At 34.8% G+C, this 12,254-nt stretch carries 13 protein-coding genes; 7 read left to right on the top strand and 6 right to left on the bottom strand.

All coding sequences use genetic code 11. The features are described from left to right. The first annotated feature begins 48 nt into the window (after positions 1-48). Together EPI11_RS13625 and kdsB are read left to right on the top strand one after the other, a co-directional pair. Positions 49-1,476, top strand: a complete 1,428-nt coding sequence (locus tag EPI11_RS13625) for an ATP-dependent DNA helicase (protein ID WP_128390537.1) — start codon at positions 49-51, stop codon at positions 1,474-1,476. A gap of 14 nt (positions 1,477-1,490) precedes the next feature. Beyond that, the gene (gene kdsB / locus EPI11_RS13620; protein WP_128390536.1) at positions 1,491-2,231 is read left to right on the top strand and encodes a 3-deoxy-manno-octulosonate cytidylyltransferase; all 741 of its coding nucleotides are present in this window, start codon (positions 1,491-1,493) and stop codon (positions 2,229-2,231) included. Here the strand turns inward: kdsB and EPI11_RS13615 are convergent. From EPI11_RS13615 to EPI11_RS13600, 4 genes are all read right to left on the bottom strand, one after another. Then, positions 2,228-2,800, bottom strand: coding sequence for a DUF417 family protein (locus tag EPI11_RS13615; RefSeq protein ID WP_128390535.1), 573 nt, complete (start codon positions 2,798-2,800; stop codon positions 2,228-2,230). The two genes, kdsB and EPI11_RS13615, sit on opposite strands and share 4 nt — an antisense overlap. A gap of 70 nt (positions 2,801-2,870) precedes the next feature. Further along, on the bottom strand, positions 2,871-3,593 hold the full coding sequence (locus tag EPI11_RS13610) for an AraC family transcriptional regulator (protein WP_128390534.1): 723 nt from the start codon (positions 3,591-3,593) through the stop codon (positions 2,871-2,873). Positions 3,594-3,757: 164 nt separating this feature from the next. After that, entirely contained in the window at positions 3,758-4,420 is a 663-nt protein-coding gene (locus tag EPI11_RS13605) for a spermidine synthase (protein ID WP_128390533.1), read from the bottom strand. A 38-nt stretch (positions 4,421-4,458) separates the two neighbouring features. Further along, a complete protein-coding gene (locus EPI11_RS13600; RefSeq protein ID WP_128390532.1) occupies positions 4,459-5,178 on the bottom strand; it encodes a phytanoyl-CoA dioxygenase family protein in 720 nt (239 codons plus the stop codon). Between the two features lie 77 nt (positions 5,179-5,255). Between EPI11_RS13600 and EPI11_RS13595 the strand changes: the two genes are divergently transcribed. Further along, a complete protein-coding gene (locus tag EPI11_RS13595; RefSeq protein ID WP_128390531.1) occupies positions 5,256-5,807 on the top strand; it encodes a 1-acyl-sn-glycerol-3-phosphate acyltransferase in 552 nt (183 codons plus the stop codon). 196 nt (positions 5,808-6,003) lie between these two features. On the opposite strand, the gene EPI11_RS13590 is transcribed toward EPI11_RS13595, so the two are convergent. Beyond that, a complete protein-coding gene (locus tag EPI11_RS13590) occupies positions 6,004-6,474 on the bottom strand; it encodes a helix-turn-helix domain-containing protein (protein WP_128390530.1) in 471 nt (156 codons plus the stop codon). 280 nt (positions 6,475-6,754) lie between these two features. Between EPI11_RS13590 and EPI11_RS13585 the strand changes: the two genes are divergently transcribed. The 4 genes from EPI11_RS13585 (at position 6,755) to EPI11_RS13570 (ending at position 11,662) form a co-directional block, all read left to right on the top strand. Then, a complete protein-coding gene (locus tag EPI11_RS13585) occupies positions 6,755-7,912 on the top strand; it encodes a M14 family metallopeptidase (protein WP_128390529.1) in 1,158 nt (385 codons plus the stop codon). Positions 7,913-8,000: 88 nt separating this feature from the next. Further along, positions 8,001-8,480, top strand: a complete 480-nt coding sequence (locus EPI11_RS13580) for an Lrp/AsnC family transcriptional regulator (RefSeq protein WP_026300077.1) — start codon at positions 8,001-8,003, stop codon at positions 8,478-8,480. A 78-nt stretch (positions 8,481-8,558) separates the two neighbouring features. Next, the gene (locus EPI11_RS13575; protein WP_128390528.1) at positions 8,559-11,135 is read left to right on the top strand and encodes a phosphoenolpyruvate carboxylase; all 2,577 of its coding nucleotides are present in this window, start codon (positions 8,559-8,561) and stop codon (positions 11,133-11,135) included. Between the two features lie 8 nt (positions 11,136-11,143). Then, complete coding sequence (locus EPI11_RS13570; protein ID WP_128390527.1) at positions 11,144-11,662, top strand: DinB family protein; 519 nt, start codon at positions 11,144-11,146, stop codon at positions 11,660-11,662. A gap of 78 nt (positions 11,663-11,740) precedes the next feature. On the opposite strand, the gene EPI11_RS13565 is transcribed toward EPI11_RS13570, so the two are convergent. Beyond that, entirely contained in the window at positions 11,741-12,208 is a 468-nt protein-coding gene (locus EPI11_RS13565) for a hypothetical protein (protein ID WP_128390526.1), read from the bottom strand. Positions 12,209-12,254 lie beyond the last annotated feature (46 nt).

Genomic DNA, 12,254 nt, shown 5'->3' with positions numbered 1-12,254 from the left:
AAATTCATGTTATCTTTGGGCTAATAATTATAATACCCGTTCCCATTAATGAATTCCAGCTTATTTTATAAGGTACTTCGCCAAAATTTTCCGTTTAACCCAACCGTAAAACAGGATATATTTTTACAGAAGGCAGCAGAATTCATTACCAATACGAACAAAAATGAATTATTCGTACTAAAAGGTTATGCCGGTACCGGTAAAACGACCATAATATCTACTATTGTAAATCATTTGGCTGATGCCAATAAAAAGTATGTACTGCTTGCACCTACAGGGCGCGCGGCCAAAGTAATATCAGGGTATTCGCAAAAGCCTGCTTTTACTATTCATAAGCGAATTTATTTTCCTAAAAAAGGTAGTGGTGGGGGTGCTGTTGGGTTTACAATGCAACCCAATAAATTTACCAATACTATTTTTATAGTAGATGAAGCCTCTATGATTTCTGACACCATTCAGGAATCAAAAATGTATGAGAACGGTTCATTGCTGGATGATCTTATCTCTTACGTGTATTCAGGTAATAACTGTAAAATGATATTAATTGGAGATACAGCGCAGCTGCCTCCGGTAAATTCAGATCTTAGTCCTGCACTTAATATCGATTCTCTTTCACTTAATTACGACAAAGACGTTCATTACATTGAATTGGATGAAGTAATGCGTCAGGAAGAGAATTCTGGCATACTTTATAATGCTACAGAGCTTAGGGAAATACTTAAGTCGGCATTTATGGATACGTTTCAGTTTAAACTACGCGGATTTAAAGATATTGTACGCTTAGTAGACGGTTATGATATTCAGGATGCCATTAATCAGGCATACAGCAATTACAGTATAGAAGATACAGCTTTTATTGTTCGTTCGAATAAGAGAGCGAATCAATACAATCAGCAGATACGTACCAGAATATTATCCCGCGAAAGCGAACTTTCTACCGGAGATTTTATGATGGTGGTAAAGAATAACTATTTTTGGCTTAACGAAAAGAGCGAAGCCGGTTTTATTGCTAATGGCGATATTATCGAAATCCTTGAAATTTTCAGGATCGAAGAGCTGTACGGCTTTAAATTTGCGCGCGTAAAAGTGCGAATGGTCGATTATCCTTCACAAATTCCGTTTGAGACCTATTTGTTACTGGATACAGTAGAGAGTGAATCGCCTTCACTTACCTATGAGCAGTCCAATCAGCTGTATCAGGAAGTAATGAAAGATTATGAAGACGAGACAGCACAGTACAAAAAGTTCTTAAAAATAAAGAACAACCCTTACTTTAATGCATTGCAGGTAAAGTTCTCTTATGCCATAACCTGTCATAAATCACAGGGTGGGCAGTGGAATACCGTATTCATAGAACAGCCTTATTTGCCTGAAGGAATAAATAAAGATTACATTCGTTGGTTGTATACGGCAATTACAAGGGCGAAAGACAGGCTTTATCTTATTGGTTTTAAAGATGATCATTTTAAAGAATAAAATACACTGATACTATGAAAATTATAGCAGTTATACCGGCACGATATGCCTCCACACGTTTCCCAGCAAAATTAATGCAGGACCTTGGCGGAAAAACCGTAATTACACGCACCTATCAGGCTGCTGTAACCACAGGTTTGTTTGATGATGTTTTTGTGGTGACAGATTCAGATATTATTTTTGATGAAATAGTGTCCAATGGCGGTAAAGCCATTATGAGTATTAAAGAACACGAAAGTGGCAGCGACCGAATTGCAGAAGCTATTGAGAACTTAGATGTAGATATCGTGGTTAATGTTCAGGGTGACGAGCCATTTATCAATAAAGAGCCTTTAGCTGACGTTTTAGAGGTTTTTAAAGGAGATATTACCCACGAGGTCGATCTTGCCTCGTTAATGATTCATATAACAAATAAAGAGGATATAGAGAATCCTAACAATGTAAAGGTTGTTGTAGATCAAAAGAAATTTGCCCTGTATTTTTCACGTTCGGTAATTCCTTATCCAAGAGATATAGAAGCAGGAGTCAAATACTACCGCCACATTGGGATTTATGCCTTTAGAAAACATGCTTTGCTTGATTTCTACAAATTGCCGATGCAGACATTGGAAGCGTCTGAAAAACTGGAACAATTACGTTACCTGGAATATGGTAAAAAAATAAAAATGGTTGAGACAAGCCATGCAGGTATTGGTATTGACACCCCTGAAGACTTAGAAAAAGCAAGAAAGATATTTAATAAAAAAAGGGATTAATTATCCCTTTTTTTATGCTCTAAATAGTTACGTGCAGCCTGGCTCATTGTAATTAATGCTGCTCCCATCATAATAGTGTCTTTAAGAACTAATCTTCCTGCGCCGCTCAGGTAAGGGAAGCCATATTCGCTGTCACCTAAATTGGGCACCCATGTTTCGGGGGTTGTAATCAAGAATGATAACGTTGCGAGCGACATACCAAAAGCTAAAAGGCTCCCAATTGCAGATACTTTTGGAGATACAGGATATAAAGCAATCAATAATCCTATGGCAACAATTACAGCGCCCAGCCCGTAAGAGAATCCATAAGTATTATTGGCTTTGTGCCATTCAATATTTTCAGGCTTATATTCACCTTCTTTATTCATATGGGTTTTATATTCCGGGGCATCTTGCGTGTAGAAAAAACTCATCAGACTGCTGTTGGCAGCAAAAGGAACAATCCCAACCGCTTCATAACGAAACGCTTTTAATCCTCCAATCCATAATAAAACAACGATTAAACCCAAACGGGTTAAGTGAATAGCTTTGTCCTGCAGTGAAGCAGCATATACAAATAATTTTTCCATAGTCCTAAAGTATTACTAGTAATACGCAAATGTCTGAAGTATATGTGTACACGAAAATGGATAGAAGACATTAAGGGATGGACAAAAATCCTTTTCTCATATTCCATTCTTCTTCTCTAAACTGTTTTGGGGATAAACCAATATGTTTTTTAAAGAAACGGCTAAAGTAATATTCATCGTTAAAGCCCAGTTCTGTGGCGATCTGTTTAATTTGAGTATTAGTATGCAGTAATTCCCATTTGGCTTTTAAAACTAGTTTTTCAGTGATTAAAGCCAAAACGGTTTTAGTGTAGTATTGCTTCGCAGCCTTACTCAAAGCTTTTACGGTCATGTTGAGTTGATCTGCATAGAAAGCCGGCTGATGTTGCTCTTTGAAATTAGTATTTATTAATGCTTTTAATTCTTCCAGATATTCAGGAACGGCTGTGAAACTTGTCTTTAACGAATGATCTGAATCCGATTTTAAGCGGGTTAATTTTATAAGGAATATTTTCAGATAGGAAAATACGAGTTCATTCGATGCCAGTTCTTCCTCTTTGATTTCATTTTTAATGTTGTTTAGGATCGTAGAAAGTTCATCGGTTTCTGTTTCCGGTAAAAAGATTTTAGAGGTAGAATAGATGTTATTAAACAAAACTCCATTACATCCCACCTGATGATGATAGGTTTCAATGCAGAAAAAGTTCGCATGGAACAATAGGAGTGTAGCAGTTAAATTCTCTTTTGGATGAAATGCAAAAGCCTGATAAGTATTGAAACAAAAAATCTGATTTGGTGAAAACGTGGTTTTCATCAAATCGGTTTCAACAATTCCGTTTCCTTCGTGAACCCACAAAACAGCAAAATAATTGGAATGCAATTGCCATACTTCATTTTGCACTGTAATATCAAAAGTAAGTATCGGAGCACTTTCTTTAGATGCTTTTTTAGTTCAAGATGAATAGAATTGGTTAGCATTTATCGCAGTTTTTTAATGGTATACAGTTCATTGTGATCTTCGACTTTCGGATACATCCGCACCGAATATTCTTCATTGAATCGGGAGCGATAATGAATATTTCTGTCAAAATCTTTTTTTGTTAATGTCATGGTATTAAATAATATAAAACCATTTATATTAAGTAATAAGTTAACTCTGTTTATAAAGAAATCTTCAAATAAAAAGTTAGGCATAACAGTGTCCTGGAAGATATCGATTATAATAAGATCATATTTTTCTTTAGTCTTCAAAACAAATTCAAAAGCATCATCAATTACAATTTTGCAGTTATCAATTTTGTTGAGGTCAAAGTAAGTATTCGCAATTTCTATAGCGGCGTGGTCAATTTCTACACCAGTGATCTGGCCTTTAAATTTAATTTCTTCCGCAATGGTTTTTATTACGCTTCCGGCAGCAACACCAAGTACAAGAATATTATCAAAACCTCTTATTCGTTCAAACCCAATATAAAGCAAACCCTTTCTCAGGATGCGCTGTAGGCTTCCATAAGAGTAATTGGTGTTTTTAGAATCGAGTACTAATTGACCGTTGTTCCATGTTACTTCAAGATTCTGGCTTATTTCTGATTTTTTCTTGTAGATGTTAATAGGGATAAAATAGCTAAGGAATTTATTAAGCATTGGGCTATGTTCTAAATTATAAATTTAAATGATTTAAGCTAAAGTATATTCATTTTTTCAGCCCACTGCAGTCCATCAGGTAGTCTTTTGTTACTGAATTCGATATGTATTACTCTTCGCCTGTTATTATTTATTGTTTTACCGGAACTGTGCAGGAGTAAAGGTTTCATAAACATTATACCGCCTTTAGGGACTTCACAGGTAATTTCAGTTTCTATCGACCAATCTATTGTTTCTGCCCGGTAAATTTTCTTGTTATGTGATTGAGAAATAACTCTTAAAGCACCATTGTCTTTGTTGGTTTCATCTAAATGAATACGAATAGTGAAGATGTTTTCTAATAGTTCTAATGGCGGCTGTACAGCAAATTGGTTCTGTTTCGTTGTCCAGGGACCAAAGCCTTCAATTTCGACTTTTGTATTGACAGAAATAGTAAGATCTTGATGATACGCTACAAACCAATTCGACTCACCGGGTTTGTCAAAATAAATTGATTTTACAGCAAAATAATCTTCACCAAATACTTCTTTTATAAGCTGTTTAAGGGAGTTATTAAATAGAAGATGGCTTATTTCAGGCATTTCTTTTAAAAATTGTCTTATAGCAAAGAGATTGGTTGATTTCCGAAAAGTCGCACCTGATGTGTCAGTATTATCTATAATATCAGTTAGTTGCTGTATTTCGATATCTGTATAAATATTTTCTATAATGGAAAAACCATTTTTTTCAATCTCTTGTTTAGTGTCAGTAGTAGTCATATTATCTATTTCAACCCTTGGGTTAAATTTCTATTTGTAAATATATACTATTTTTACAGCTGGATTTTTATTAGAATATGAAAAAAATACATCAATTTATCTTCTTTAGGGTATTGGGCTGGCATACAAAAGGAGCGATGCATGCTGAGGTAAAGAAGTCGGTTATTATAGTTGTGCCTCATACAAGTTGGTTCGATTTTCTTATAGGCGTTTTTGCCCGTGGCGTGATTGATCTGGAAATGAACTTTGTAGCAAAGAAAGAACTGTTTCGGTTTCCTTTTGGTGGATATTTCCGCTGGATGGGAGGTGCTCCATTGAACAGGCATAAGAATGAAAACAAAGTAGATGCGATCGCAGCGATGTTTAAAGAACGAGAAGTGTTTCGTTTAGCAATAGCACCCGAAGGGACGCGTAAAAAAGTAGACCATTGGAAAACAGGATTTTATTATATTGCTCTTAAGGCAAATGTACCTGTCGTTGCGGTAGCATTTGATTATAGTAAGAAAGAACTAAAAATTGCAGAACCCTATTATCTAACAGGCGATATAGATCGTGATTTTAAAGTGTTGGAAGAGAATTACAAAGGTGTAGTAGGATATAATCCAGAGAACGGTTACATCGGTAATTAAATGATTAAGAATAGTTTAACTAAGCGTTTGGACTATTTAACATTTAGTGGTTGTAACTTTACTATAAGAAACAAAAGATAATTAGAAACCAATAAAGTATGTATTAAATATCGTTTCCCGGAATATAGGGATTGTTGTTATAAAGATAATTTGTGTTTGTTTTATTGGTTAATAGCCCCGGTCGCTTTTTATAAAGCTATCGGGGTTCTTTATTTTCTGGTGAATAACTTTTAAAAGTGCCATCTGCATAAAAAACCACGATCCTTTCAATGTTCTTTTCCTTGCTCACCGATAGTGTTGAAGACTTGGTTTCTAGATTAAATAAGTCTGGTATTTGAACCGATTCTTTTTTCTCAGTAAAAGGATCATCTATTTTAGTTTCTTCTGGCTGTGAGGTAGGAGTAAAGGACGTGTCAGGAATTCTATATCCGCTGTCTTCTTTCTTAGGAAACGAACCTGTTCCCTGTAGCAGCCAGTAAAGGTCTACTTCTGGAAAATTTTCTACAATTTTCATCACAAAATCAAGACTGGGTTTGTTTCTGCCGGATAATAAATGGGATAAGCCGGAGCGTTGTACACCCATTTTATCAGCAAAAACTGAAGCCGAATAGCTGTAGTAGTCCAGTATAATTTCAAGTCGCTTAATAAAATCGTCTGTGTTTACCATTGTAATTTACTGTGTTGAAATACACATGTTACAAATGTAAACAATTAATTTTAAACATGCATTACTAGATGAAATTAGTCAATAATATTGAAACTAACAGATTAGATAAACTAATGTAATGTTTTGATATTATATATATTAAAAGTAAAAACACAAAGCGAACAACCTGAATGATCATTTACAATATTCGGATGTTTACAATTGTAAACAAAATCAAATACAATATTGTTTACAATTGTAAAATGTAAGATGTTTACTTTTGTAACCTAATAAAGCGGGCATGAATTACGAACAAATATTTGAAGCAAATAAAGAGAATAGGCTTTCAGGGCGTTACCTTACGAATAAACATATTGAGCCTATACTGGAGGGATTAAAAGACAAGTTTGAAATCACAATCATAGGTTATTCCGTACTTGCTAAACCTATATATAGTATAAAGGTCGGCACGGGTGCGATTAAGATCTTTATGTGGTCTCAAATGCACGGTAACGAATCAACTACTACTAAGGCTGTATTTGATTTATTAAATCTCCTTGAAAGTGATGATGCATTAGCTCAAAAACTAAAAAAAAGATTTACCTTTTTAATACTACCGATAGTTAATCCGGATGGTGCTGAACTTTATACACGTGAAAATGCTGTTAAAGTCGACTTGAATCGCGATTCGGTAAACCTATCGCAACCTGAAAGTAGGGTTCTTAGAGCTTCTTTCGATGATTTTAGGCCTGATTATTGTTATAATATGCACGATCAGCGCACAATTTTTGGTATAGGAGATGAGCCCAAACCTGCAACTGTATCTTTTTTGGCTCCTTCTTATAATGAAGCAAGGGATATTAATGAAGTGCGTTTAAAGGCAATAAATGTAATTGCGGCAATGAATGAAACGTTACAGCAATACATTCCGGGTCAGGTAGGTAGGTTTGATGACTCTTTTAATATCAATTGTATAGGAGATATGTTCCAGTCACTGGAGGTTCCGACTATTTTATTCGAAGCCGGACACTACCCAAATGATTATGAAAGAGAAATAACAAGAAAATATGTATTTTTTGCATTATTGTCAGGATTTGATACAATTCACGAAAACGTTATAGTTGTTAACGAAAAGATGGATTATTTTAATATTCCTCAAAATAAGATTGTTTTTTATGATATGATATGGAAAAATGTCAAAATAAATTATGAAAATAAAGAAAAAATAACGAATTTTGCATCACAATATAAAGAAGTGCTATTTGATAATTCTGTAATTTTTCAAGCTATAATTAGCGAAATAGGCAATTTAGATGGTTTTTATGGCCATGTAGAATTTGACGTTTTAGGGGCTCAATTTGAGTCGGGAGACGGAAATAAAATGCCAATAATTGGTGAAAAAGCTAATTTTTCAATCAATTCTGATAGAAAGTTTGTTAATGGACAGGAAATAAAATAGCTAATTGTCTTTATAGGTGAATATATTTTAACATTAGGTTTTTAAAAAGAATTTAAAGAAACCAATATAAACTTTAAAAAAAAGATTTATGAGCAAATTTCGTTTAGATGAAGTTGATCACCAGATTCTGGACATGCTGATTGACAACACAAGGGTTCCATTTACTGATATCGCAAAAAAATTATTAATCTCTGCTGGAACTGTCCATGTAAGGGTTAAAAAAATGGAAGATGCAGGTATTATAATGGGATCTTCGTTAACCCTTGATTACGAAAAACTAGGCTATTCTTTCATCGCTTATGTAGGTGTATTTCTTCACAATACATCACAAACTAAGTTTGTATTAGAGAGAATCAATGAAATACCTTTTGTTACTGTAGCTCACGTTACAACTGGGAAATTCAATATCTTCTGTAAAATCAGGGCAAAAGATACTAAACACGCTAAAGAGGTTATCTTTATGATAGATGATATCGAAGGTGTTTACAGAACTGAAACTATGATATCGCTTGAAGAAAGTATCAACGACAAAAAAAGGTTGATGCACACTATATTTAAAGACTTGTAAGATTCTTTATCAAAATTTTATAACCCTCATGTCTCCGGCATGAGGGTTTTTTTATTAAATTCATAAAAAAAATATCGTATGTATCCTTCTACTAGAATTGAGCGGTTTAACGAAGAAGTACAGTTAAAATACCAGCTTTTTAACAGCATATTCATGACACTTCCTTTTAGGGCAATAGACAATACCGGAGTGCTGCTTCCGTTATTTTCTGAGTTGTGTGATGAAGGGTTTAAGAATAATAAAAGCCCTGAACAGATTTTTGATGAATTTAGTGATAAATACCTTCAGGACACTACAGAAGAAGAGCGGATAGGACTTATGTTCCGTTTTATACAGTATGTCGAACGTCAGGTGGTTTTGTTTGATGCTATTGAAGATGCTGCTTTTACGAGCATTCATAACCTTGAGGGCAGCGGTTCATTAAAATATAGCCGTGAGAATGCAGAGAATCTGGGAGTTAAAGATGAGGTAAGATCGTTTTTAAGTGATTTTCAGGTAAGGGCGGTGCTAACGGCACACCCTACACAGTTTTATCCGGGATCTGTACTTGGAATTATTGCCGATCTTACTGTTGCAATAAAGAAAAATAACTTGGCAGATATAAAAGTACTGCTCGCTCAGCTTGGAAAAACCCCTTTTATCAAAAAAGAAAAGCCTACACCTTTTGATGAGGCAGTAAGTTTGGTTTGGTATCTGGAAAATGTATTTTATAAAGCAGCCGGAGATATTTCCTCTTATGTACAGGACTCTATTTTTAAAGAAGAAGATCTTAAGCAGCCTATTTTAGCTTTTGGCTTTTGGCCGGGTGGAGATCGCGACGGAAATCCATTTGTAACTACAGAAATTACACTCAAAGTAGCCGACAGGCTGCGTACATCAATACTTAAATGTTACTATAGGGATATTCGCGATTTAAAGCGAAAACTAACCTTTAATGGCGTGGAGGATAAGGTTACAGCGATCGAATTGAAACTATACCGTTCAGTATTTTATTCGGAGGGCGAAATTTACCTTACACAGCAAGAATTATTAGCTTCATTAACAGAGATCAAGAATATTGTTGTAGAGCAGCATCAGTCACTATATGAAGATGATATTGACGGACTGATCAATAAAGTGAATCTTTTTGGGTTCCATTTTGCTACCTTGGATATTAGACAGAACAGTAAAATACACGATGCTGTTTTTAGCGATGTGATTAAATATCTTGAAAAAGAGGACAAGTTTGTTTCAGGCTATGCAGATCTTGATGAAACAGCAAAAATAAAAGTGCTTGGAGCTTTAAAGTCAAACATTAAACCGGACAGTTTTACTAACGAAGAGACCCGCAGTACATTGGAGTCTATTGTTACCATGAAAACCATACAGCATAACAATGGTGAGTCAGGTTCTAATCGTTATATTATTAGTAACAATGAGAGTGCACTCAATGTTTTAGAGTTACTGTCGCTTTTTAGATTATTAGGATGGGAAGATGCTCCCGTGGATATAGTTCCGCTATTTGAAACAGTTGAAGACCTTGAAGATGCGCATACTATTATGAAATTGCTGTACGAAAATGAAATCTATGCGAAACATCTTAAAAACAGAGGAAACAAACAAACAATAATGCTTGGTTTTTCTGATGGTACAAAAGATGGTGGTTATTTAATGGCTAACTGGAGTATTTATAAAGCCAAAGAGAACCTTACACAAATGGCTTGTAATCATGATGTTAAAGTCGTTTTCTTTGATGGTCGTGGTGGTCCTCCAGCTAGAGGAGGAGGGAAGACACATAAATTCTATGCATCACAAGGAGCTACAATTGAGAATCACGAAATTCAGGTTACGATACAAGGGCAAACCATAAGTTCTAATTTTGGTACACTGGATACCTGTCGTTTTAATTTGGAAAACCTTTTGAGTGCCGGTATTACTAACGGTGTCTTTAATAAAGATAAAAAACAATTCACTACGGAGCAGTATGAAGTACTGGATAATATGGCGAGGTTGAGTTTTGAAGAGTATACAGCTTTCAAACAGCATCCAAAATTCCTGCCGTACCTTAGTGAAATGAGCACGCTTAATTATTATGCTAAAACAAATATAGGCAGCCGTCCTTCTAAACGGAGTAAATCGAAAGATCTTGATTTTAGTGACTTAAGGGCTATACCGTTTGTTGGTTCCTGGAGTCAGCTAAAGCAAAATGTCCCCGGTTTTTACGGACTTGGTTATGCACTGGGTGTATATGAGAAAAATGGCGAATGGGATAAAGTAAAGAGTTTATACGATCAGTCGTTATTTTTTAGAACTTTAATGGAAAATAGTATGATGTCGTTAAGTAAATCTTTTTTCCCGCTTACGGCTTACATGAAAGATGACCCTGAATTTGGAGCATTTTGGGATATTATTCATAATGAGTTTCTTGAAACAAAGCGTCTTCTACTTAAAATTTCGGGATATGAAGAATTAATGGAAAATTATCCGGATGGTAAAGCATCTATTAAATTAAGAGAATTGATTGTTTTACCTTTGCTTACCATACAACAGTATGCCTTAAACAGAATCAGGCAGATGAAAAACGGTGATATAAGCGCCGATCAACTGGAAGTTTATGAAAAAATTGTAACACGTTCCCTTTTCGGGAACATTAACGCCAGCAGAAATTCCGCATAAAAAACAATATGAAATCAAATCAATTAGAAACAAACGAATATGCACCTTACCACGGTGCTTACATTACAGAAATTGATCCAACGTATACTTTAGTAGAAGAGTTGGAAATCAGCGTGCATAATTTTGTTCACTTTGTACGCGAAATCCCTATGGATAAATATGATTATCGCTATGCTGAAGGTAAATGGACAATTAAAGATATTATTCAGCACCTTATAGATTCAGAAAGAGTATTTGCTTATAGAGCACTTCGTTTTTCACGTGGAGACACTACGGCGCTTCCTGGTTTTGAAGAAAATGATTATGCTGCCAATGCACATGGAGATGATAGAAGTATTAATGATCTGTTGACCGAAATGTCTGCACTACGTCATGCTAATATTATGTTCTTTAAATCACTTAAGGAAGAAGACCTTATGAGAAAAGGAACAGCATCCGGGTTTACAGTGTCAGTAAGAGCTTTGGGTTTCTTAATTATAGGACATCAAAACCATCACATGAAAATATTTAAGGAAAGATATCTTTAAGTACACAGTATCTATAAATAAAAAAGGTCCCAACCCTATTTTGGGGTTGTGACCTTTTTTATTATACTTATACTTGCTCTATTTACAATCTACTTTAGTTATAGCCATAGGGGATGTATTGTTTACATTTTTGTATCTGTAAACTCCGTCGTCGCCTTCAATCATTTCGCCAAATTTGATAGAAGCCTGCTTGTCATCTATAGTGAAGATAATTTCTTCTTTGTTTGTCATTCCTTCTGCAGATACAGTTCCAACAGCGGTAACTACATTGTCTTTGATAGTACCCTTAAAAACATTTGTTTTTTTATCTTTCTCGAAAGGAATTGATTTGTAAGTTCCGGAAATATTATCACCATCTCTTGTAATAGTAAGCATTATAGTATCACGTGAAATTACCTGTAAAAAGCACATGTCTTTTTCAGCAGCAGTTTCTGTGATCTTTTCAATAGTTGTTTCTTCAACTACAGTTTCAGGCTTTTCTTCTTTCTTCTGACAGGAGTTAAGCAGCAATAATCCTGCTGCAAAGATGGTAATGGTATGCTTCATTGTATTCATTTTTTATAAAAGTAAATTATTGCAAACAAAAAAAGAA

Origin of the sequence: Flavobacterium cerinum (genome assembly GCF_004028155.1) — a bacterium.
Classification (GTDB): Bacteria; Bacteroidota; Bacteroidia; order Flavobacteriales; family Flavobacteriaceae; genus Flavobacterium; species Flavobacterium cerinum.
The sequence above is the reverse complement of the archived record's forward strand: the minus strand, read 5'-3'. Positions and strand labels throughout refer to the sequence as shown.